Annotated in this window: 16 protein-coding genes; 6 read left to right on the top strand and 10 right to left on the bottom strand. The window is 70.7% G+C overall.

Features of this window, described 5'->3' with window-relative positions:
* Positions 1-90 precede the first annotated feature (90 nt).
* Together N4G63_RS22455 and N4G63_RS22450 are read right to left on the bottom strand one after the other, a co-directional pair.
* Complete coding sequence (locus tag N4G63_RS22455; RefSeq protein WP_260789850.1) at positions 91-474, bottom strand: hypothetical protein; 384 nt, start codon at positions 472-474, stop codon at positions 91-93.
* Positions 471-2,357, bottom strand: a complete 1,887-nt coding sequence (locus tag N4G63_RS22450) for an eCIS core domain-containing protein (RefSeq protein WP_260789849.1) — start codon at positions 2,355-2,357, stop codon at positions 471-473. Before N4G63_RS22450 ends, N4G63_RS22455 begins: the two co-directional genes overlap by 4 nt.
* A gap of 588 nt (positions 2,358-2,945) precedes the next feature.
* On the opposite strand from N4G63_RS22450, the gene N4G63_RS22445 reads away from it, so the two are divergent.
* Positions 2,946-5,297, top strand: coding sequence for a TonB C-terminal domain-containing protein (locus tag N4G63_RS22445; protein WP_260789848.1), 2,352 nt, complete (start codon positions 2,946-2,948; stop codon positions 5,295-5,297).
* Positions 5,298-5,310: 13 nt separating this feature from the next.
* On the opposite strand, the gene N4G63_RS22440 is transcribed toward N4G63_RS22445, so the two are convergent.
* The 7 genes from N4G63_RS22440 to urtA form a co-directional block, all read right to left on the bottom strand.
* Entirely contained in the window at positions 5,311-5,652 is a 342-nt protein-coding gene (locus tag N4G63_RS22440; RefSeq protein WP_260789847.1) for an FmdB family zinc ribbon protein, read from the bottom strand.
* A 139-nt stretch (positions 5,653-5,791) separates the two neighbouring features.
* Complete coding sequence (gene fmdA, locus N4G63_RS22435) at positions 5,792-7,015, bottom strand: formamidase (protein ID WP_260789846.1); 1,224 nt, start codon at positions 7,013-7,015, stop codon at positions 5,792-5,794.
* A 30-nt stretch (positions 7,016-7,045) separates the two neighbouring features.
* Entirely contained in the window at positions 7,046-7,735 is a 690-nt protein-coding gene (gene urtE / locus N4G63_RS22430; RefSeq protein WP_260789845.1) for an urea ABC transporter ATP-binding subunit UrtE, read from the bottom strand.
* Between the two features lie 13 nt (positions 7,736-7,748).
* Positions 7,749-8,492, bottom strand: coding sequence for an urea ABC transporter ATP-binding protein UrtD (gene urtD, locus N4G63_RS22425; RefSeq protein WP_314600328.1), 744 nt, complete (start codon positions 8,490-8,492; stop codon positions 7,749-7,751).
* 33 nt (positions 8,493-8,525) lie between these two features.
* Positions 8,526-9,731, bottom strand: coding sequence for an urea ABC transporter permease subunit UrtC (urtC, locus tag N4G63_RS22420; RefSeq protein WP_260789843.1), 1,206 nt, complete (start codon positions 9,729-9,731; stop codon positions 8,526-8,528).
* Between the two features lie 153 nt (positions 9,732-9,884).
* Positions 9,885-10,799 carry an urea ABC transporter permease subunit UrtB gene (gene urtB / locus N4G63_RS22415; RefSeq protein ID WP_260789842.1) on the bottom strand — a complete coding sequence of 305 codons (915 nt, stop codon included), beginning with the start codon at positions 10,797-10,799 and terminating at the stop codon, positions 9,885-9,887.
* 157 nt (positions 10,800-10,956) lie between these two features.
* On the bottom strand, positions 10,957-12,192 hold the full coding sequence (gene urtA, locus N4G63_RS22410; protein ID WP_443112104.1) for an urea ABC transporter substrate-binding protein: 1,236 nt from the start codon (positions 12,190-12,192) through the stop codon (positions 10,957-10,959).
* A gap of 216 nt (positions 12,193-12,408) precedes the next feature.
* Here urtA and N4G63_RS22405 point away from each other — a divergent pair, with 216 nt between their 5' ends.
* The 5 genes from N4G63_RS22405 to N4G63_RS22385 all read left to right on the top strand — a co-directional run bounded on the left by N4G63_RS22405 (position 12,409) and on the right by N4G63_RS22385 (position 19,504).
* Complete coding sequence (locus N4G63_RS22405) at positions 12,409-15,888, top strand: hybrid sensor histidine kinase/response regulator (protein WP_443112099.1); 3,480 nt, start codon at positions 12,409-12,411, stop codon at positions 15,886-15,888.
* Positions 15,885-16,835: a response regulator gene (locus tag N4G63_RS22400; protein ID WP_260789839.1), complete on the top strand. Its 951-nt coding sequence runs from the start codon at positions 15,885-15,887 to the stop codon at positions 16,833-16,835. Before N4G63_RS22405 ends, N4G63_RS22400 begins: the two co-directional genes overlap by 4 nt.
* A 52-nt stretch (positions 16,836-16,887) precedes the next feature.
* Positions 16,888-17,637: an MBL fold metallo-hydrolase gene (locus N4G63_RS22395; RefSeq protein WP_260789838.1), complete on the top strand. Its 750-nt coding sequence runs from the start codon at positions 16,888-16,890 to the stop codon at positions 17,635-17,637.
* Positions 17,638-17,733: 96 nt separating this feature from the next.
* A complete protein-coding gene (locus N4G63_RS22390; RefSeq protein WP_260789837.1) occupies positions 17,734-18,117 on the top strand; it encodes an SUI1 family translation initiation factor in 384 nt (127 codons plus the stop codon).
* Between the two features lie 70 nt (positions 18,118-18,187).
* Positions 18,188-19,504, top strand: a complete 1,317-nt coding sequence (locus N4G63_RS22385) for a flavin-dependent oxidoreductase (RefSeq protein WP_260789836.1) — start codon at positions 18,188-18,190, stop codon at positions 19,502-19,504.
* Positions 19,505-19,532: 28 nt separating this feature from the next.
* Here N4G63_RS22385 and N4G63_RS22380 read toward each other — a convergent pair whose 3' ends face one another.
* On the bottom strand, positions 19,533-21,635 hold the full coding sequence (locus tag N4G63_RS22380; RefSeq protein WP_314600325.1) for an alpha/beta hydrolase family protein: 2,103 nt from the start codon (positions 21,633-21,635) through the stop codon (positions 19,533-19,535).
* Positions 21,636-21,768 lie beyond the last annotated feature (133 nt).

The following is a 21,768-nucleotide window of genomic DNA, read 5'->3' as shown; positions in this document are numbered from 1 at the left end:
GGCAGCCACGCCAAGGTCAGCGGTGCCGCATTGTCGGCGGCCGGTGCGGCCGGTGCGGCCGTGCCATCGGCCCGCGCTGCAGCCAGCCCCTCAGCCGGCGGCCAGATGCACCGCCACCACCTCGGGCTGCTCGGCGTCCTGGTCGCGCAGGTCGCGGCCGACCAGGCCCACATCCAGCAGCGCAGCCTGCTCGCCGCCCACCTGCTCGGGCCGCACATGCACCAGGATGGCCGGGTGGTGGCAGCTCACCATCCAGCCGGGCAGGCCCTCGAGCGGATGCACGTCGAAATCCGCCGAGGCCGTGCCCGCCACCACCGGGCCCGCGGCCAGCAGCAGCGCCGTGGCCTGGGCCACCGCATCGGCCGGCGCACCATGCAGCAGCACGCAGCTGCCGTGGCGAAACAGCACCCAGCTCAGCGCGGGGTCGGGCAGCAACTGGCGCCACAGTTCGGTGGCTTCGGGCGCGAAGCTCATCCGTCGTATCCGGCCTTGTAGCCGGCCATGTAGGAGCTGTTGGCCTGCATCCTGCGGTTCGGCTGCCAGCCTGACCGGCGCTGCTTGTCGTTGCGGCCATGGCCCTGGCCCAGGAACCAGGCCTCGCGGTTGGCCACGCCCGAGGCATGGCCGAGATCGTAGGCGGTGGCGTACAGCACGAAGTCGGGGCGGCGTTCGGCATTGAAGCCATCGCTGTAGCCCCGCGCCTGCACGTCCGATTCCTTGATGCTGTGCTTGCGCTTCCAGCGCACCGCGGCAGCGGGGTAGGCCTTCAGGATCACCTCGCGGTTGCGCAGCACCGATTCACGCGCGCGCTGCACTTCCTTGGTATGGCGGGTCTTGTCGGTGACATCGCTCGGCGCCACGCCCGACTGCAGCGCGCTGCCGCCGCCATCGGCATAGTGAAACACGAAGTCCGACTCGGGCACCATGGCCAGGTCGAGCTCGATCTCGCCAAAGTCGGAGAAGCTCGCGCCGTGGTTCGAGGTGATGTCGGCCGGTGTCGAGCGCAGCGAGAAGAACTTGCCCACGCCCTTGCGGCCGTGCACAAAGCCGTGCATCTCGGGCGTGATGCTCGTCACCTTGGAGAAGCTGCGCATGTAGGACAGGTCGAGCTTGTCGTCGTTCGCCTTGCGCTTGTTGCCGAAGCCGCCGTCGAAGTGCATGCCGCTCTGCGCCTTGGCGCGGTCGGGCGCGGTGTGAAACAGCGGATTCACCGTGCCGCCCTTCTCGATCTGGTCGATCTCCAGCGGCGTGATGCCGCGGTAGGCCAGGCGCCGCAGCATGCGGCCCTGCACCTGGATGTACTCGGTCTTGTCCTTCAGCCCGTCCTTGGTCGACGGATCGAACTTGCGATAGACATCCTGAACCACGGCGTCGGCCTTGTCGGCCGTCTTCTGGAAGGCGGCACTGCCCTTGTGGATGCGGCCGATGACCGTGGTCTGGCCTTGCGCGCCCTCGGCCTTGACCTTGCGCCGGATCACGCCCTTGTCGTTGATCTTGAACGCCCTGGTGTCCGTCAGGCGCTTGACCAGCTCGGCGTAGTCCATCTCGGCGGCCTTCAGCGCGTCAGAGAACTTGGTCTGCTCGTCGATGCTGGCCTCCTGGCCCTTGAAGGCGGTCTTGGCCTTGGCCTTGGTGTCGCGGATCTCCTTCTTGTAGCCGGTGAACACCGAGACCAGTGTGGCCAGCAAGGGATCGTCGGCCGGTGTCGCCTTGTCGAGTTCGATCGCGATCTTGGTGCCGCCCACCCGCTGCACCACCGGCGCCAGGCCCGCCGGCAACGCGCGCAGTGCGGCCGGGGCCTTGCCGCTGCCCCCGCCCCCCAGGGCCAGCGCGGCCTGGCCCATGGCATCGGCCTCGCGCTCGAGCGCCGGGTCGTTGTTGACCGGTGCGCCGTAGGCCAGGCGCAGGCCTGGCCGCACCCGGCCCTGGGCCTGCTGCACCACGTGCCAGGCCTCGTGCGGCAGGTGCTGCTCTTGTCCGGGCGCCAGGTGGATGTCGCGGCCCTGGGCAAAGGCCAGCGCGTCCAAGCGCGCCGGCTCGGGCGAATCGTGGTGCACCCGCACATCGTCCATCGCCAGGCCCGACAGGCGCTCGATGCCCTCGCGCAGCGGTTCGGGCAGGCCGTTGCCCCGCCCGCCGTTGTGCACGCCGTTCTGCCCACCTTCCTGCTGTTGGCCCTGGCCTTGCCGGGCCAGATCGGCCAGGCGGCGCTGCCCGGCATCGGCGGCCGGCACGCCGCGGCGCTGCAGCACGGCCTGCGGCGGCTCAGCGGCCACCCGGCCGGGCGCCGACCGGGTGGCCGTGCCCAGCGGCGCCGGGTACGCCATGCCGGCGTGCGCCATGCCGGGCTGATGCATGCCGAGCTGATGCATGCCGGGCTGTGAGGCGCCGGGCTGCGCGTGCCGGGCGGTGCTGGCCGCGGGCCGGGCGCTGGGTGCTTGATGGGCGGGCATCGGCAATCCTTGGCAGGCGGGTGGGGTCACGGCACGCGCAAGGCGCAGGCGGCACTGGTGAGACGTGCGGGCGACTTGAAGGCGACGTAGGGGCGAGGCAGGGGCGGCGTGGGTGCGGGCTTGGTGCGGCGTGCGGGCGTCAGCGCGTGGCTGCCGGCCGGCCAGCGTGTCGCCAGAACGCCTGCGACGCGATGACCGCGTGAACCAAGCATGCCGCCAGACTGCCGGCCGCGCCGGCGCGGAAGGGCCTCAGATTAGGGGCGCCGACCATCCCGGAATCCGGTGCCGCGGGCGCGCTGACGGGCAGCGGACAATGCGGCCGATGCAGTGGGCAGTGAGTTCTGAACGGCACCGGCGCCAGTTCCGGCAGGCCGACGCCATGGCGCCGGTGTGCGGCGCCCGGCCGGTGTGAGGCGGCCAACGCCCGGCCGTGCGCCGGCCCCGCAGCCCACGCTGCTGCCGCACGAACGCCGTCGCCTGCGCTGGGCTGCCGTGGCCGGCCTGCTGCTGCACCTGCCGCTGCTGAGCCTCACCGACGCCGGCCACGGCCCCGGCCTGCCCAGCCTGAGCCTGCCCTGGCAGGAGCGCCGCCTGGCGGTGCCGGCCCTGCTGACCCGCCTGCTGCCGGGCGGCATGCCGGCGCCAACCGCGCCCGATTCGGCCCCACCGCGCGGCGCCCCGCCCACCGCGCCAGGCCCGGCCACCGCGGATGCGGCCCAGCCCTGGCCTGCGCCCCCGGCACGGCCGCAAGCGCCGGCCGCCGATGCCGCGGCCAACGCCGCTGCGCGGACAGAGGCTGCCGAGGCCGATGCCCAGGCCGATGCCGCGGCGGCAGCGCCCGCAGCCGCCGCGGCCATCGCGCCAACCACGCCCGCTGCGCCCACGGCGACACCTGGGCCAGCCGCGGCGGCTGACACCAGGCCGCCAGCCGCAACTCCCGCAACTCCCGCAACACCCACGCCGCCGGCCGCGGCGCCCATGGCACCCGCGTGGCCCGACTCCACCGGTGCAGCCCATCCCGTTGAAGCCGCCGCCGCGCCCGAGCCCGCTGCCGCGGCACGCCTGCCCCTGGCCCTGGCCGAAGCGCCACCCCCCACGGCCTTGACCCAGGCCGACGCGCCGGCGCTGGCCGCCCCCGGCGCCTGGTCCAGCACCCTGCACACCTTGCCGCTGGTGGCCGACGGCCCCGCGCCACCGGCCGTGGCGGCGTCGGCCCCCACACCTGCGGCCTTGGCGGCACGCCAGGCCGACGCCGCGGCCTCGGCAGCGCAGGCGCAAGCATTGGCAGCTTCGGCAGCGCAAGCGCAAGCAGCTGCGGCAGCGCAAGCGCTGGTGGCCCGCCAACAAGCCGCCGAGCAGGCTCGCCTGCAGGCGGCGGCGCAGGCCGCGCTGGATCTGCAACGGGCCCGCGAGGCCGCACAAGCCCTGGACGCGCAACGGCAAGCCGCGCGTGCCGAGGCCGAGCGCCTGGAGGCCGTTCGGGCCGAAGCGGCGCGCCTGGAAGCCGCGCGTGCGGAAGCCGCCCGCACCGAGGCCGCCAGGGCGGAGGCTGCGCGATTGGCCAGCGCGCGGGCAGAGGCGGCAAGAGCAGAAGCCGCATGGGCAGAGGCAGCGCGGGCAGAAGCCGTGCGCGCAGAAGCCGCGCGGGCAGAGGCGGCGCGGGCAGACGCGGCGCGGGTGGAGGCCAGCCGATTGGACGCTGCCCGGGCCGAGGCGGCGCGTGCCGAGGCGGCCCGCAGAGAAGCCGCACGCGTGGCGGCGGCGCGGGCAGAAGCCCTGAAGCTCGACGCCGAGCAGGCCGAGGCCGCGCGCCTGGCCGCAGCCCGTCAGGAGGCCGCGCGCGTGGATGCCGCACGCACCGAGGCCGCCCGCGTCGAAGCCGAACGCGCGACTGCCGCCCGCCTGGCCGCCGAGCGCGAGGCCATCGCACGACAGCTGGCCGCACAGCAGGAAGCCGCGCGACTGGAAGCCGCACGCCTGGAAGCGCTGCGGCAGGAAGCGACGCGACAGGAAGCAGCACGGCAGGAGGCCCTGCGCCAAGAGACCCTCCGGCAAGACGCGCTACGACAAGAGGCCGCCCGCCTGGAAGCCCAGCGCGCCGAACAGGCCCGGCGCGACGCCGAGCAGCGCGCGGCCGCCCAGCGGCTGGAGGCCGAGCGCCAGCAGGCCGCACGCCTGGCCGCAGAACGCGAGGCCGCTGCCCGCCAGGAGGCCGCACGTGCAGAAGCGGCGCGTGCAGAAGCCGCTCGTGCAGAAGCCGCTCGTGCAGAAGCCGCGCGTGCAGACGCAGCTCGTGCAGAAGCCGCACGCGCAGACGCCGCTCGTCAGGCCGAGGCCAGCCGCCAGGCGGCCGTCCGCGCCGAGGCCGCGGCCTACGAGGCGCGGCGCGAAGAGCGCCTCAAGGCCATCGGCCGGCAGCTGGACGAAGAGGCCGCGCGCCGCGACGCCGCCGCACGCGCCGACAGCGCCCGCGATTCGTCGGCCAGCCCGCTGCGCCGGGGCCGCCTGTTCGGCCGCAGCGACGCCAATGCCGAGCTGGCGCTGTATGGCGAGACCTGGGCGCGCAAGATCCAGCTGGGCGATGCCTTCGATGCCCGGCTGCGCGAGCTGGCCCGCCAGCCGCACAACGACCCGATGGTCACGGTGGCGATGCGGGCCGACGGCACGGTGGAATCGGTGCGCTTCGTGCGCAGCAGCGGCCTGCCGGCGCTCGACGACGCGATCCGCCGGCTGATCGAGGGCCTGGCGCCCTACCCGCCCTTCCAGCCCGCTCTGGCACGCGACTTCGATGTGGTGGAGATCCGCCGCACCTGGTACTTCGACACGGCCATCCGCCTGTACTGAGTCACCGCGAGGCTCAGTGGCTGATCATCCACGGCCGCTTGCCGGGAAAGGCCTTGGCGCCATTGGCCGCCGTCACCGTGGCCTTGCTGCGCCCGGGTGCGCAGCAACCGCAGCCGGCGGGGTGGCGCAGGCGCTGGTAGTCCTTGCTGCTGCCGGGCTCGTGGCGCGCGCGCTCGTTGGTGGCCAGGGCGTTGCGCACGCCGCTGTCCAGCAGCGCCAGGCGCGGCGCGCTGGCAAACACGCGCGGCGAGGCCGTGCCGCAATCGGGGCAGCTGGCCGGATCATTGCGCTGGGCCAGGCTGCGGAAGGCGTCGAAACCGCCGCACTCGGCGCAGGCGTAGTCGTAGGTGGGCATGCGGCGAAATCCTTGTCGTTCAAGCGCAAAGCCGTGCCGGGGCACGGTCGCAAACCAGCGGCCGCCGCGGAGCCGGCTTTGCCGGGCCGCTGGCGGCGCCCCCTGGGGGGAGGCGGCGCCAGCCGCTACGGGGGGGGGGTCAAAGGTCAGGCGACAAGGGCATCACCACGCTGCCGTCGAGGTGCTTCACCGGGCCGGCCGCGCTGGGGTTGATGTCGAAGTCGAAGATCTGCGTGGGCAGCCACAGCGTGGCGCAGGCATTGGGCACATCCACCACGCCGCTGATGTGGCCCTGCACCGGCGCCGTGCCCAGGATGCTGTAGGCCTGGGCGCCCGAGTAGCCGAACTTCTTCAGGTACTCGATGGCGTTGAGGCAGGCCTGGCGGTAGGCCACGTTCACGTCCAGGTAGAGCTGCTTGCCCTGCTCGTCGACGCTGATGCCCTCGAAGATCAGGTAGTCGTTGTAGGTGGGCGTGATCGGGCTGGGCTTGAAGATCGGGTTCTTGATGCCGTACTTGGCCATGCCACCCTTGATCAACGTGACCTTCATGTGCACCCAGCCGGCCATCTCGATGGCGCCGCAGAAGGTGATCTCGCCGTCGCCCTGGCTGAAGTGCAGGTCGCCCACGCTCAGGCCCGCGCCGTCCACGTACACCGGAAAGAACACCTTGGCGCCGCGCGACAAGTCCTTGATGTCGCAGTTGCCGCCGTGCTCGCGCGGCGGCACGGTGCGCGCGCCCTCGGCGGCGGCCTTGGCCTTGGCATCGCCGGTCAGGCGGCCCATGTGGGCGGTGCCGGCAAACGGCGGGTTGGCCAGGCTGCCGGTGGGATCGGTGTCGATCAGCGCCTGCTCGCGGCTGTTCCACATCGCCAGCATCTTGGGGTCGGGCAGGCAGCCGATCAGGCCCGGGTGGATCAGGCCGGCATAGCGCACGCCGGGCACATGGCGGCTCTTGGTGAACATGCCCTCGATGTCCCAGATCGACTTCTGCGCCTGCGGAAAGTGCTCGGTGAGAAAGCCGCCGCCGTTCTTCTTGCTGAAAAAGCCGTTGAAGCCCCACAGGCTGTCTTGCTTGGCGCCGATGTCCAGCAGCTCCACCACCAGCAGGTCGCCCGGCTCGGCCCCCTTCACGCCCACCGGGCCGCTGAGGTAGTGCACGGTGCTCAGGTCGATGTCGCGCACGTCATCGGCCGAGTCGTTGTTCTTGATGAAGCCGCCGGTCCAGTCGAAGGTTTCGAGAATGAAGTCATCGCCCGGGTTCACCCAGCAGGCCATCGGGATGTCGGGGTGCCAGCGGTTGTGGATGTTCTCGTTCTCGGTGGGCGACTGGGTCAGGTCAACACTGATCAGGGTCTCGGCCATGGTTTGATCTCTCCTGCTTCGGGTGGTGGGTCAGACGGACAAATAGCTCTTGATGCGCGCGACATCGGTGTCGGCGCGGGCGGTCTCGTGCACCAGGCGGCCGCCCTCGATGACGAACAGGCGGTCGGCCACATCGAGCGCAAAGCTCAGCACCTGCTCGCTCACCACGATGGTGATGTCGCGCATCTTGCGGATCTCGTTCAGGGCCTTGGCGATGTCCTTGATGATCGAGGGCTGGATGCCTTCGGTGGGTTCATCCAGCAGCAGCACCTTGGGCTCGGTGACCAGCGCGCGCGCAATCGCCAGCTGTTGCTGCTGGCCGCCCGACAGGTTGCCGCCCTTGCGCCGGCGCATGTCCCACAGCACCGGAAACAGCGCATAGATCTCGTCGGGGATGCGGCGGGTCTTGCTGTTCTCCAGGCCGGTCTGGATGTTCTCTTCCACGCTCAGCGTCGGAAAGATCATGCGGCCCTGCGGCACATAGGCAATGCCCTTGGCCACGCGGCGAAAGCTCTCGTCCTTGCTGATCTCGCTGCCGGCCACCGTGACCGAGCCGCTGCGCGTGGGCAGCACGCCCATCAGGCTCTTGAACAGCGTGGTCTTGCCCATGCCGTTGCGGCCCATGATGGCCACGGTTTCCTTGGGCGCGGCCTCGAACGAGATGCCGTGCAGCGCCTCGCTCTGGCCGTAGGCGACGAACAGGTCTTTCACGCTCAGCATGTGAGTGGCTCCTTCAATGGCCCAGGTAGACATCGATGACCTTCGGGTCGTTCTGCACCTTGTCCATCGAGCCCTCGGCGAGGATCTTTCCCTGGTGCATCACGGTCACCTTGTGGGCGATCTGCTTGACGAAGTCCATGTCGTGCTCGATCACGATCACCGCGCGGTTGGCGCAGATGCGCTGCAGCAGCTCGGCGGTCATCTCGCGCTCGCGGGCGCTCATGCCGGCAATGGGTTCATCCAGCAGCAGCAGCTCGGGGTCCTGCATCAGCAGCATGCCGATCTCCAGCCACTGCTTCTGGCCATGGCTGAGCAGGCCGGCCTCGGTGTCGAGCTTGTCGGCGAGGTGGATCTCCTCGGCCACCACCTGCACGCGGGCCTTGACCTCCTCGGTGCACTTGAAGCCGAGCGCGCCAAACACCGAGCGGCCCTTGGGGTACGACACCTCGAGGTTCTGGAACACGCTGAGGTTCTCGTAGATCGACGGCGTCTGGAACTTGCGGCCGATGCCCAGCCGCACGCGCTGGAACTCGGCCATCTTGGTGAGCTCGGTGTTCTTGAACTTGATGCTGCCGCCGCTGGCCTTGGTCTTGCCGCAGATCAGGTCGAGCAGCGTGGTCTTGCCGGCGCCATTGGGGCCGATGATCACGCGCAGCTCGTTCTTGTCGATGTACAGCGTCAGCGCATCGATGGCCTTGAAGCCGTCGAACGAGACGGTGAGGTCTTCCACCGCGAGGGCGAAGTCGGTGTTGCTCATGGCGCGCTCCGGGGTCGTCGGGTTCGTCGGGGGTCAGGCCTGGTGCGCGGCGGTGCCGGGCGGCAGGGCGGGGGCGGCCGCGGTGGCCGCGGGGGCCGCCGGTGTGGCCACTGCCGGGGCCACTGCCGGGGCCGTGGCGGCGGGCGCCCGCCCGGCCTTGGCGCGGCGGCGGTTCCACCAGGGCACTACATGGCTTTCCCACAGGCCGGCCAGGCCCATCGGAAAGGCCATGGTCACGCCGATGAACAGCGCCGCCATCAAGAACAGCCACAGGTCGGGAAAGCTCTCCGAGAAGTAGGTCTTTCCGGCGTTGACCAGCAGCGTGCCGTACACCGCGCCCACCAGGCTCATGCGCCCGCCCACGGCGGCGTAGATCACCATCTCGATGCTGGGCACGATGCCCACGAAGCTGGGCGACATGAAACCCACCTGCAGCGTGAACAGCGCACCGCCGATGCCGGCCAGGCCGGCCGCCAGGCAGAAGGTGAAGATGCGGAAGTTGGCCACGTCGTAGCCCGAGAAGCGCACCCGGTCTTCCTTGTCGCGCATGGCCAGCAGCAGGGTGCCGGCCTTGCCGGTCTGCATCCAGCGGCACAGCACGATGCTGGCCAGCAGCAGGGCCGCGCACAGGTAGTACAGGATGTACTTGGCGCCGTCGGTGCGGGTGTCCCAGCCCAGCAGGGTCTTCAGGTCGGTCATGCCGTTGACGCCGCCGGTGTAGCCCTGCTGGCCGATGATCAGCACCGTCATGATCAGCGCCACGGCCTGGGTGATGATGGCGAAGTACACGCCGCCCACCCGGCGCTTGAACATCGCGAAGCTGACGATCCAGGCCAGCAGCATGGGCAGCAGCACCACCGCCGCCAGCGCAAAGGGCAGGCTCTTGAAGGGCTCCCAGAAAGCCGGCAGCGCGGTGAGCTGGTTCCAGTCCATGAAGTCGGGGATGCCCGGCGTGCTCTGGATCTTGGTGGAGACCGGGTCGCTGGCCTCCAGCTTCAGAAACATGGCCATCGCATAGCCGCCCAGGCCGAAGAACACGCCCTGGCCCAGGCTCAGCACACCGCCATAGCCCCACACCATCACCAGGCCGATGGCCACGAAGGCATAGGTGAGGTACTTGCCCACCAGGTTGAGCCGAAAGATCGGCAGCAGGGCCGGCAGCACCACCACCAGCAGCACGGCCAGCACCAGCAGGCTGGCCAGCTGGTAGCGCTTGATCAACTCTTTCAATGCGGTCATGGGTGTGCTTTCGGAGATCAACGACAGGGTTTGAGAGTCAGGCAGGTTCCGTCGCGAGCGGACCGAGCTTGCGTTGAGGCGCGCAGCCGTACACCCGTACGGCGAGCACCGCAGGCGCGAGATCGGTTCGCGCAGCAGGAAGATGCCTGGCTCTCAGCGACGCACTTTTGACGCGAACAGGCCTTGCGGACGGATCATCAGGATCAGCACGATCAGCGACAGCGTGATCACCTTGGCCATCGAGCCGGCCAGGAAGAACTCGGTGATCGACTGCGTCTGCGCAATGCCGAAGGCCGAGACCACCGTGCCCAGCAGGCTGGCCGCGCCGCCGAAGGTGACGACCAGGAACGAGTCGACGATGTACAGCGAGCCCGAGGTCGGGCCGGTGGAGCCGATGGTGGTGAAGGCCGCACCGGCCATGCCGGCAATTCCGCAGCCGATGGCGAAGGTGAGCCGGTCGGTGCGCATGGTGTCGATGCCGATGGCATTGGCCATCTGCCGGTTGCTGACCGTGGCGCGCACGCGCAGGCCCCAGCGGCTCTTGGCCAGCGCGATCAGCACGCCGATGGTGGTGAAGGTGGTGAGCGCCAGCACGAACAGGCCGTTGATCGGGATGTCCAGGCCCGGCGCCGGCGCCCACGAGCCCATCAGCCACTCGGGCAGCGTGGGGCTCACCTCCTTGGGGCCAATGAAGCTGCGAAAGCACTGCTGCATCGCCAGGCTCAGGCCCCAGGTGGCCAGCAGGGTGTCGAGCGGGCGCTTGTAGAGATGGCGGATCAGCGCCCATTCCACCAGCCAGCCGGCGGCAAAGGCAAACACGAAGGCGGCCATGATGGCCAGCGGAAAGTAGGCCGCCGTCATCTGCGGCGAGATCTTCTCGGCCAGCGTCGAGCCCAGGTAGATGGTGTAGGCGCCAATGGTCATGAACTCGCCATGCGCCATGTTGATCACGCCCATCTGGCCAAAGATGATGGCCAGGCCCAGGCCCATCATCAGCAGCACGGCAAACAGGCTCAGGCCCGCGAAGCCCTGCATCAGGCCGATGTTCAGCATTTCGGAGAAGGTCATGGGCGCACCTGGGTTCGTGGCTTGAATGGCACGGCAGCGGACGGGCCAACGCCGTCAGGCGAGGCCCTCGTCCAGCGCGCGCCGTGGAGCCGGCTTCGCCGGTCCACTGGCGTGGCCCCCTGGGGGGAGGCGGCCGCCAGGCCGCTTCGGAGGGGGGTTACTGATAGCCTTTGGGGAAGGGGTCCGGCTTGATCAGCTCGGGCGACTCCGACACCACCTTGAACGTGGCGTCGGGCATGCCCATGGCGATGCGCGACTTGCTCCACAGGTGGTGGTTCTTGTCGAGCTTCACATAGCCCTCGGGCGCGGTCTTCAGCTCGATGCCGGTCTCGCTGGCGGCCACCACCTTGTCCACATCGAAGCTGCCGGCCTTCTCGACCGCGGCCTTCCACAGCCAGGGGCCCAGGTAGCCGGCCTGGGTCACGTCGCCGATCACCGCGTCCTTGCCGTACTTGCCCTTGAAGGCCGCCACGAAGGCCTTGTTGTTGGCGTTGTCCAGGCTCTGGAAGTACTTCATCGACGAGTAGAAGCCGGCAAAGTTCTCGCCGCCCACGCCGGTCATCTCGTCCTCGGTGACGCTCAGGGTCAGCAGCAGCTGCTTGTCGCCGGTGATGCCGGCGGCCTTCAGCGCCTTGTAGAAGGCCACATTGCTGCCGCCCACCACGGCGGTGAAGATGCAGTCGGGCTTTTGCACCTTGATCTTGTTCATCAGGCTGCCGAAGTTGGTGCTGCCCAGCGGGTAGTACTCCTCGCCGACGACCTTGCCCTTCTGGAAGTTCTCGATGTGCTTGCGCGCGATCTTCATCGAGGTGCGCGGCCAGATGTAGTCGCTGCCGATCAGGAAGAAGCTCTTGGCCTTCTTCTCCTTTTGCGCCCAGTCCAGGCCGTACAGGATCTGCTGCGTGGCCTCCTGGCCGGTGTAGATCACGTTCTTGCTCTGCTCCAGGCCCTCGTAGAAGGTCGGGTAGTACAGCAGGCCGTTCTCCTTCTCGAACACCGGCAGCACGGCCTTGCGCGAGGCGCTGGTCCAGCAGCCGAACACGGCCGCCACCTTGTCGTTGACGAGCAGCTTCTTGCTCTTCTCGGCAAAGGTCGGCCAGTCGCTGGCGCCGTCTTCCTTGATGACCTTGATCTTGCGGCCCAGGATGCCGCCCATGGCGTTGATCTGGTCGATCGCCAGCTGCTCGGCCTGGATCGAGCCGGTCTCGCTGATGGCCATGGTGCCGGTGGCCGAGTGCAGCTGGCCCACGATCACCTCGGTGTCGGTGATCGCCAGCTTGGTGGTGTTGACCTTGGCGGTGGGGAACTGCTGGGCCGCGGCCCAGGCCGGCACGCCGGCCAGCGGCAGTGCGGCAGCGCCCTGCAGCAGCTTGCGGCGCTGGGCCGACTTCAGATCATCTTCACGTTGCGACACGGGCATCTCCTGACGGTGGACAAACAGGGGCGCCGGGCACCAACCCAGGGCATCGGGTGGCATCGGCGGCATGCATGCAACGGTAGGTGCGACGCTGCGCAGACCGAATACGTCATTCAACGCAGGGCCAGCCTGTACGCAGGGCGGGACTGCTTCTTGCAAGTCATCGGGCTGCCCCGTTTCGCCACCCACAGGATGCCGGCCTTGGCCATCGCCCAGCAGAAGATCTTCCGCATCCGCCGCGACTACAACAGCTGGGTGGCCAACGAGACGCTGGAGGACTACGCGCTGCGCTACACGCCGCGCCACTTCCGCAAGTGGAGCGAGGCGCGCGTGGCCAACACCGCCTTCGGGGCCACCAGCTTTCTGGCGCTCGAGGCCATCGGCGGCGCCATCGCGCTGAGCTACGGCTTCACCAATGCGCTGTGGGCCATCCTGGTGGTCGGGCTGATCACCTTTCTCACCGGCCTGCCGATCAGCGTGTATGCCGCACGCTACGGCCTCGACATGGACCTGCTGACCCGCGGCGCCGGCTTCGGCTACCTCGGCAGCACGCTCACCTCGCTGGTGTACGCCAGCTTCACCTTCATCTTCTTCGCGCTCGAGGCGGCGATCCTGGCGCTGGCGCTGCAGATGGCCACCGACTGGCCGTTGCCGCTGTGCTACCTGGTGGCCTCGCTGGGCGTGGTGCCGCTGGTGATGCACGGCATCACGCTGATCAGCCGGCTGCAGCTGTGGACCCAGCCGCTGTGGCTGGGCATGCTGGTGCTGCCCTACCTGTTTGTGGCCTGGCAGGAGCCCGAGCGCTTTGCCGAGTTCACCACGCTGGCCGGGCGCGTGTCGGGCTCGGCGGGCTTTGATGCGGTGATGTTCGGCGCGGCGGCCACGGTGGCCTTCTCGCTGGTGGTGCAGATCGGCGAGCAGGTCGACTACCTGCGCTTCCTGCCCGAGAAAACGCCCGAAAACGCGCGCCGCTGGTGGACCGCGGTGCTGGTGGCCGGGCCGGGCTGGATCCTGCCGGGCATGCTCAAGATGCTGGGCGGCGCGTTTCTGGCCTTTCTGGTGCTGCAGCAGCAGCTGCCGGTGGACAAGGCGGTCGATCCCACCCAGATGTACCTGGCCGGCTTTGCCTATGTGCTGCCCTCGGCCGGCTGGGTGCTGGCGGCCACGGTGCTGTTCGTGATCGTCTCGCAGGTCAAGATCAACCTCACCAATGCTTATGCCGGCTCGCTGGCCTGGAGCAACTTCTTCGCCCGGCTGACCCACAGCCACCCCGGCCGGGTGGTGTGGCTGGTGTTCAACGTGGCGATTGCCGTGCTGCTGATGACGCTGGGCGTGTTCGAGGCGCTCGAACACGTGCTGGGCCTGTACAGCAACGTGGCCATCGCCTGGGTCGGCGCGCTGGTGGCCGACCTGGTGATCAACAAGCCCATGGGCTGGAGCCCGAAGCACATCGAGTTCCGCCGCGCCTACCTGTATGACATCAACCCGGTGGGCCTGGGCGCCATGCTCAGCGCCGCCACGCTGGCGGTGGTGGCCTATGCCGGCGTGCTGGGCGTGCTGGCGCAGGCCTATGCGCCCTTCATCGCGCTGCTGGCGGCCATGCTCATCTCGCCGCTGCTGGCCTGGTGGACGAAGGGCCGCTACTACCTGGCGCGCCACGAGGCGCCGGTGTGGCGCCCGGGCGAGACGGTGGTGTGCTCGGTGTGCGAGAACCCGTTCGAGTCGGACGACATGGCCTGGTGCCCGGCCTACGGCGCGCCGATCTGCTCGCTGTGCTGCACCCTCGAATCGCGCTGCCACGACCGCTGCAAGAGCGACGCCCGCACCGCCGAGCAGGTGCATGCGGCGCTGGCCGCGCTGCTGCCGCCCAGGCTGGCGCGGCGCATCAACTTTCGCGTGGCGCACTACCTGGTGGTGAGCGTGTCGCTGCTGGCGCTGATGGCGGTGATCCTGGCTGTGGTGTGGGCCCAGCAGTCGGGCGTGAACCCGGCCCTTGGCGAGGCGCTGCGCACGCCCTTTCTCAAGGCCTTTGCGCTGCTGAGCCTGGCCGCCGCGGTGGGCGCCTGGTGGATGGTGCTGGGCAGCGAGAGCCGGCACATGGCCGAAGACGAGTCCAGCCGCCAGAACCAGCTGCTGCTGCGCGAGATCGAGGCCCACCGCCGCACCGATGCCGCGCTGCAGGCGGCCAAGGAGCAGGCCGAATCGGCCAACCAGGCCAAGACCCGCTACGTGGCCGGCATCACCCACGAGCTGCGCACGCCGCTCAACAGCATCCTGGGCTATGCGCAGATCCTGCTGAAGGACGAGCGCGTGCCCGACGCGCCGCGCCGCGCGGTGGCCACCATCCACCGCAGCGGCGAGCACCTGCATGCGCTGATCGACGGCCTGCTCGACCTGGCCCGCATCGAGGCCGGCCGCCTGCGGCTGGACCCCGCGCCGCTGCCGATGCGCGAGTTTCTCGACGACCTGGTGCGCATGGTGCAGCCGCAGGCCGCGGCCAAGCGCCTGCAGTTCACGCTCGAGACCGAGGGCCGCCTGCCCACCTACATCCGCGCCGATGCCAAGCGCCTGCGCCAGATCCTGATCAATCTGCTGGGCAATGCGGTGCGCTTCACCGACCAGGGCCGCATCACGCTGCGCCTGGACCACACCCGCGAGGTGGCGCGCCTGCAGGTCATCGACACCGGCATCGGCATCGCCGCGCAAGACCTCGAGCGCATCTTCATGCCCTTCGAGCGCGGCAGCGCCGGCCGCCGCAGCGGCGACCCCGGCACCGGCCTGGGCCTGACCATCACCCACCTGCTCACCCAGCTGATGGGCGGCGAGCTCACGGTCGACAGCACGCCCGGCGTGGGCAGCACCTTCACCGTGCGCCTGTACCTCAGTGAAATCGCCGCGCCACCGGCCCGCGAGACGCTGGCCCTGGCCACGCACCGGCCGGTGACCGGCTACATCGGCCCGCGCCGCAGCCTGCTGGTGGTGGACGACCACCCCACCCAGCGCCAGATGCTGGCCGGCATGCTGCTGCCGCTGGGCTTCCAGATCCGCGAGGCCGGCACCGGCCACGAATGCCTGGAAAGCGTGCTGCACCAGGTGCCCGATGCCGTGCTGCTGGACATCAGCATGGACGACATGGACGGCTGGGACACCGCGCGCCGGCTGCGCGCCGGCAGCCTGTCGGCGCGGCCCGATGTGCCCATCATCATGGTCTCGGCCAATGCCTTCGAGAACCGGCCCGACAAGCTGGCCGACGCCGGCGCGCAGGCCTTCGTCGACAAGCCGGTGATCGAGAGCCAGCTGCTGGCCGCGCTGCAAAAGCACCTGCAGCTCGAATGGGTGGCCGAGCTCACCCTGCCCGGCTGGGCTGCGCCCGAGCCCCCACCCACGGCCACGGGCACGGCCACGGGCACGACCACGGCCACGACCACCTCGCCGCTGCCCGACGAGTACGCCGCCACGCTCACCCGCCTGGCGCACCTGGGCCATGCGCAGGGCCTGCAGCAGGCACTGTCGCAACTGGCCAGCGAGCACCCGGCCTGCGCGGCGCAGGCCGAAGCGCTGCGCGCGCTGGTCGAGCGCTTTGACTTCGCGGCGCTGCTGGCCGCGCTGAAGCCTGGCCATGACCCGGCCGAAGCGGGCGCGGCCTGCCCGTCGCGCGCGGAGCGGCCATGACCATCGTGCTGCTGGTGGACGACCAGCCGCAGACCCTGGGCGCGCTGGCCCAGGCGCTGGAGGCCGAGGGCAGCACCGTGCTGGTGGCACACAGCGGCGAGGCCGCGCTGCAGCGCCTGGACCTGGTGACGCCCGACGCCATCCTGATGGACGCGCTGATGCCCGGCCTGTCGGGCTTTGACACCTGCCGCGCCATCAAGGCCCACGCCGCCTGGCAGCACATCCCGATCATCTTCATGACCGGGCTGTCGGAGACGGCGCACATCGTCGAAGGCTTTGACGCCGGCGGCGTGGACTACGTGGTCAAGCCAGTGCGCGCGCAGGAGGTGCAGGTGCGCCTGGCCACCCACATGCGCAATGCCCGCGCGGTGCGCCTGGCGCGCGAGGCGGTGGACGTGGGCGGCCACGGCGTGCTGGTGGTGGATGGCCGCGGCCGCCTGGCCTGGCAATCGCCGCAGGCCCAGCGCTGGCTGGCCGAGGCCTTTGCCGGCACCGACGCCACGGCCGCCGCCGCGCGCTGGCTGGCCGAAGCCGAGCCGCCGGACGAGGCGGGGCCCAACGGGCCGTCAACACCGGCCCCCATACCGGCACCAGCACCAGCACCGGCACCATCGACACCGCCACCGCTGCTGCGCCGCCCGCTGCCCGATGGCCGCCAGCTGGTGGCCCGGCGCGTGGGCCGCATCGGCATGGGCGAGGCGATGTGGCTGCTGAGCCCGCAGGCCGCCGGCGAGGCCACGCCCTCGCGCCTGGCCAGCGCCGCGCTCACGCCGCGCGAGACCGAGGTGCTGTCGTGGGTGGCCAAGGGCAAGACCAACCGCGACGTGGCCGACATCCTGGGCATGAGCCCGCGCACCGTGAACAAGCACCTCGAGCACGTGTTCGAGAAGCTGGGTGTGGAGACTCGCGCCGCCGCGGCGGCGCTGGCCAGCCGCGAGCTGGGCTGAAAGCGGCGCGCCGCCTGCCAGAATCAACGCCAGCCCACCGCCGGAGGCAGGCATGATCTTTCGCCAGCTGTTCGAACCCCTGTCGTCCACCTACACCTACCTGCTGGGTTGCGAGGCCACCGGCCAGGCACTGCTGATCGACCCGGTGGTCAACAGCATCGAGCGCGACCTGGCGGCGGTGCATGGCCTGGGCCTGCGCCTGGCGCTCACGCTCGACACCCACCTGCATGCCGACCACATCACCGGCGCGCTGCACCTGCGCGAGCACACCGGCTGCCGCATTGCCGCACCGGCCATCGACGCCCTGCCCTGCGCCGACATCGGCGTGGCCGAAGGCGTGCCGCTGCGCGTGGGCAGCCTGTTGATCGAGGCGCTGCACACGCCCGGCCACACCAGCGGCCACCATGCCTACGTGCTGGGCGAGCGCGTGTTCACCGGCGACGCGCTGCTGATCGACGGCTGCGGCCGCACCGACTTTCAGGGCGGCAGCGCCGCCGATCTGTACCGCAGCGTGACCACCCGCCTGTTCACCCTGCCCGACGAGCAGCTGGTGTACCCGGGGCACGACTACCAGGGCCGCCGGGTGTCGTCAGTGGGCCAGGAGAAGGCGCGCAACCCGCGCCTGGGTGGCGGCAAGGCGCTGCACGAGTTCGAGCAGATCATGGCCGGACTGAACCTGCCCTACCCCAAGTTCATCGACCACGCCGTGCCCGGCAACCGCGCCTGCGGCGTGTGCCCCACCGACCTGCCCGAGCAGCTGCAGGCCTACTGCCAGCGCATGACGGAGAGCCTGCAGGGCTGAGGCTGGACGTGAGCCAGTGCCTGCGCACTGGCGAACGCCTGCCGAAGCGGCCGGCCATGCAAAGCCCGGCCGTGGGTGCCACGCACAATCACCCCCATGCCCTCGATGAAGCTCAAGACGGCCGGCAGCGGCGGCCTGGTCTATTCCACCGAGGCCGGCGCCATGTGCCCGGCCTGCCGCCAGCCACTGGCCGCCTGCCTCTGCAAGACCCAGGCCGCGGCCGCCGCGCCGCGCGGCGATGGCACGGTGCGCGTGGGCTTCGAGACCAAGGGCCGCGGCGGCAAGGCCGTGACCGTGGTGCGTGGCCTGGATGACCTGACCCCCGACATGCTGGCCCAGTGGGGCAAGCAGCTGCGCACGGCCTGCGGCGCCGGCGGCGCGGTGAAGGACGGCACGCTGGAGATCCAGGGTGACCACCGCGCCAAGGTGCTGGCCTGGCTGCAGGCGCAGGGGCGCAAGGCCAAGCTGGCCGGCGGCTGACTGGCGCCCGGCGCCCCGGCGCCGCGGGTGCGCGGGCCGGCCCGCCGGGCGTCGTCGACAATCGCCCGCCATGACCCGTGCGACCCCAACAGACAAAGCCCCGGTGCTGATCGCCGGCGGCGGCATCGGCGGCATGAGCCTGGCGCTCACGCTGCACCAGATCGGCGTGCCCTGCGTGGTGCTGGAGGCCGTGCCCGAGCTCAGGCCGCTGGGCGTGGGCATCAACCTGCAGCCCAATGCCGTGCGCGAGCTGCATGCGCTGGGTTTTGGCAACGAGGTGCTCGACCGCATCGGCGTGCAGGCACGCGAGTGGGCGCTGGTGGGCCGCAATGGCCACGAGGTCTACAGCGAAGCGCGCGGCCTGCTGGCCGGCTACCGCTGGCCGCAATACGCCGTGCACCGCGGCCAGCTGCAGATGATGCTGTACCACGCGGTGCGCGAGCGCCTGGGCCCCGACGCGGTGCGCCTGGGCCAGCGCGTGGCCGGCTACCGGCAGGACGAACACGGCGTCACCGCGCTGATCGAATCGCGCGACGGCCGGCGCACTGAGCTGCCAGGCAGCCTGCTGATCGCCGCCGATGGCCTGCACTCGGCCGTGCGGGCGCAGATGTACCCCGCGCAGCCGCCCATCCAGTGGGGCGGCGCCATCATGTGGCGCGGCACCACGCCGGGCGTGCCCATCCGCACCGGCGCCAGCTTCGTGGGCCTGGGATCGCTGCGCCACCGCGTGGTGCTGTACCCCATCTCGCCGGCCGATGCGGCCACCGGCCTGGCCACCATCAACTGGATCGCCGAGATCACGGTGGACAACGCCGCGGGCTGGACCCAGGGCGACTGGAACCGCCAGGTGGCGCTGGAGGAGTTCATCCACCACTTCGAGGGCTGGAACTACGGCTGGCTGGATGTGCCGGCCCTGCTGCGCGGCGCGGCCGAAGTCTTCGAGTACCCGATGATCGACCGCGACCCGGTGCCCAGCTGGGTGGATGCCGCCGGCGGTGGCCGCGTGGCCCTGCTGGGCGACGCCGCGCATGTGATGTACCCGGTGGGCAGCAACGGCGCCAGCCAGGCCATCGTCGACGCGCGCGTGCTGGGCGCCGAGCTCATCGCCCATGGCCTGGGCCCGGCCGCGCTGGCCGCCTATGACCAGCGCCTGTGTGCCGACATCTCGGCCCTGGTGCTGCGCAACCGCGGCGCCGGGCCCTTCGGCCTGCTGGGCCTGGTGGACGAGCGCTGCGGCGGCGTGTTCGACGACATCGACGCGGTGATCCCGGCCGTCGAGCGCGAGGCCTTCATGGCCCGCTACAAGGCCGCGGCCGGCTTTGCCATCGAGACGCTGAACGCCGCGCCGCCGATCATTGCGCCGGGCGCGCGCCTGGCCACGGCCTGAGCAAGCATTGCCGGGGCAGCGGCACGCGCTAGGGCGCCTTGGCCGGCGGGGCCAGATGGCGGCCCAGAAAGGCCTCGAGCCGGCGCGCAAAGTCCTGCTGGTTCGACACCTGCACGAAGCCATGGGCCTCGTCGTCGTACTGCACCCATTCGGGCGGCCGGCCGGCCGCCGCGAGTGCATCGCGCAGGCGCGTGCCATGCACCGTGGGCACCCGCTTGTCCTTGCCGCCAACGGCCAGCAACAGCGGCGCCTCGATGCGCGCCGCCTGCGCCAGCGGTGACACCGCGGTCAGCTTGGCGCGGTCGGTGCGGGGGTCGCCCACCAGCGTCGGCAAGGTGTGTTCGCGCACGTCGGCGGAGGTGTCATCGTCGTGCCACCAGCTGCCTTCCAGCAGCAGCAGCGGGTCGCTCAAGGCCATCCAGGCCGCGGCGCAACGGTACAGCCCGGGGTGACGCACCGGGCCCATCAGGGCTGCATAGCCGCCATAGCTGCCCCCGGCGATGCACACCCGCTGCGGATCGACCCGCTGCTCGGCCACGGCCCAGGCCAGCGCATCGGCCAGGTCGTCCTGCATGGCCTGTCCCCATTGCTGCCAGCCGGCCCGGAAGTGGCCCCAGCCATAACCGGTGCTGCCACGGAACTCGGGCTCGATCACCACGTAACCGCGCGAGGCCAGAAACTGCGGCATCGGCGACCAGTTCAGCTCGCGGCCCCGCACCCACGGCCCGCCGTGCACCAGCACCACCGCCGGCCGCAGGCCGGATGCCGCCGCGTCGGCCGCCGGCAGGGGCTGGGTCAGCCACACCGGCAGCGCGAGGCCGTCGCGGGCGCGGACGCGGTGCAGGTCCAGCCGCGCCAGCGGCTGGCGCGACACCGCCGGCAAGCGCTGGCCCAGCAGCCTGGGTTCGCCGCTGCGGCCACGCCACAGCAGGACGCTGCCGGGGTCGGTGTCGCTGCTCGACTGGATCAGCACCACCTGCGCATCGCTGCCGCATTGGCGGCAGCTGATGCGGTTGGCGCGCCCCGGCAGGTGGCGGTCGACCTCGTCCTGCAGGGCCTGGAACACCGGGTCGAACCACACCGTGGTGGCCGCGTCGGTCACCAGATGGGCGCCCAGCGCGCGGCCGTTGCGGCCATCGATCACCATCTCGCCATGGAAGTCGAAGCCCGGCGCCACCACGGTGGACACGGCCTGCGGCCGCCCTGTGGCGAAGTCGAAGCTGGCCAGCTCGCTGGTGTCGGCGTGGTCGCCGCCGCCCGCGGCAGCGGCAGCGCCGCCCGCTGAGTTGCCGCGCCCCCCGCGCTCGACCCACAGCGTGCCGCTGCCATCCACGGACAGCGGCCACCACGGCATCGTCAGCACATCGTGCTCGAGCAGTTGCACCCAGTTGTCCTGGCCGGGCGCGCGCCAGTGGATGCGCACCAGGTGGTTGTGGCGGCTGATCGCCACCCGGGGTTCGCCCGCGGGGTCGAACAGCCAGCGCTGCACCGCGCCGAAGGGCGGCGGCGGCAGGCGGCGGCGCGCCTGGGTGTGGGGGTTGAACCAGAACAGCCGGATGTCGCTGATCGACCGGTCGTCGAGCGATTCCACCAGGCCCATCATCACCTCGCTGCCGCCGCCCACGGGCACCGTCATCAGCACGGCATTGATCGGCAGCAGGCCCTCCTCGCCCGTTTTGCCGCTGATGTAGGGCATCTTTTGGCGCATGCGCACCAGCGGCTTCAGGCCGGCGCCGTCACGCCCGACGACGAACAGGCCCGAACCGCGCAGCTGGCCGGTCCGGCTGCCCTCGCGCACATCGATGTCGAACAGCAGGTGATCGTCGTCCAGCCAATGCACTTCGTCGATGCGCACATCGGCGAAGCGCGCCACCAGCGTGGGCGGTGTGAGGCCCTGGGTGTCGATGACGGTGAGCCCCGGCGTGCCGCTCGAGCCGCGCAACAGCATCGCCAGCCAGCGCCCGCTGGGCGACAGCATCGGCTGCGACAGCACCGGCTCCTCGAAAAACTGGTTCAAGGGCGGTGGTGCCGCGGCGGCCTGTGCCGCCATCGCCACGCCAGGCCCCAGACCCCAGCCCAGACCCACGCCCCAGGCGGCCAGCGCCAGCCACCGCGCGGCCTTCGTGCCCATCGCGTCCATTGATTCCTGCTCCCTTGCCGTGGTGTGCCGGCCACCGGTGTGGCCGCATGCTGCCTGGCAGCCCACACGTGCCAGCCACGGCCTTGGCAGGCCGGCTGCATCGTATTCACCGCACTGGGTGCGG

It is taken from the genome of Aquabacterium sp. OR-4 (assembly GCF_025290835.2).
Lineage (GTDB): Bacteria > Pseudomonadota > Gammaproteobacteria > Burkholderiales > Burkholderiaceae_C > Pseudaquabacterium.
The sequence above is the reverse complement of the archived record's forward strand: the minus strand, read 5'-3'. Positions and strand labels throughout refer to the sequence as shown.

Excerpts from the sequence above, each read along its gene's own strand:
- N4G63_RS22390 (WP_260789837.1), top strand. The coding sequence starts at position 17,734 with ATGCCCTCGATGAAGCTCAAGACGGCCGGCAGCGGCGGCCTGGTCTAT.
- urtE (WP_260789845.1), bottom strand. The coding sequence starts at position 7,735 with ATGCTGAGCGTGAAAGACCTGTTCGTCGCCTACGGCCAGAGCGAGGCG.
- N4G63_RS22400 (WP_260789839.1), top strand. The coding sequence starts at position 15,885 with ATGACCATCGTGCTGCTGGTGGACGACCAGCCGCAGACCCTGGGCGCG.
- N4G63_RS22440 (WP_260789847.1), bottom strand. The coding sequence starts at position 5,652 with ATGCCCACCTACGACTACGCCTGCGCCGAGTGCGGCGGTTTCGACGCC.
- urtB (WP_260789842.1), bottom strand. The coding sequence starts at position 10,799 with ATGACCTTCTCCGAAATGCTGAACATCGGCCTGATGCAGGGCTTCGCG.
- N4G63_RS22385 (WP_260789836.1), top strand. The coding sequence starts at position 18,188 with ATGACCCGTGCGACCCCAACAGACAAAGCCCCGGTGCTGATCGCCGGC.
- urtC (WP_260789843.1), bottom strand. The coding sequence starts at position 9,731 with ATGACCGCATTGAAAGAGTTGATCAAGCGCTACCAGCTGGCCAGCCTG.
- N4G63_RS22450 (WP_260789849.1), bottom strand. The coding sequence starts at position 2,357 with ATGCATCAGCCCGGCATGGCGCACGCCGGCATGGCGTACCCGGCGCCG.
- urtD (WP_314600328.1), bottom strand. The coding sequence starts at position 8,492 with ATGAGCAACACCGACTTCGCCCTCGCGGTGGAAGACCTCACCGTCTCG.
- N4G63_RS22380 (WP_314600325.1), bottom strand. The coding sequence starts at position 21,635 with ATGGGCACGAAGGCCGCGCGGTGGCTGGCGCTGGCCGCCTGGGGCGTG.
- N4G63_RS22455 (WP_260789850.1), bottom strand. The coding sequence starts at position 474 with ATGAGCTTCGCGCCCGAAGCCACCGAACTGTGGCGCCAGTTGCTGCCC.
- N4G63_RS22395 (WP_260789838.1), top strand. The coding sequence starts at position 16,888 with ATGATCTTTCGCCAGCTGTTCGAACCCCTGTCGTCCACCTACACCTAC.
- fmdA (WP_260789846.1), bottom strand. The coding sequence starts at position 7,015 with ATGGCCGAGACCCTGATCAGTGTTGACCTGACCCAGTCGCCCACCGAG.
- N4G63_RS22405 (WP_443112099.1), top strand. The coding sequence starts at position 12,409 with ATGCCGGCCTTGGCCATCGCCCAGCAGAAGATCTTCCGCATCCGCCGC.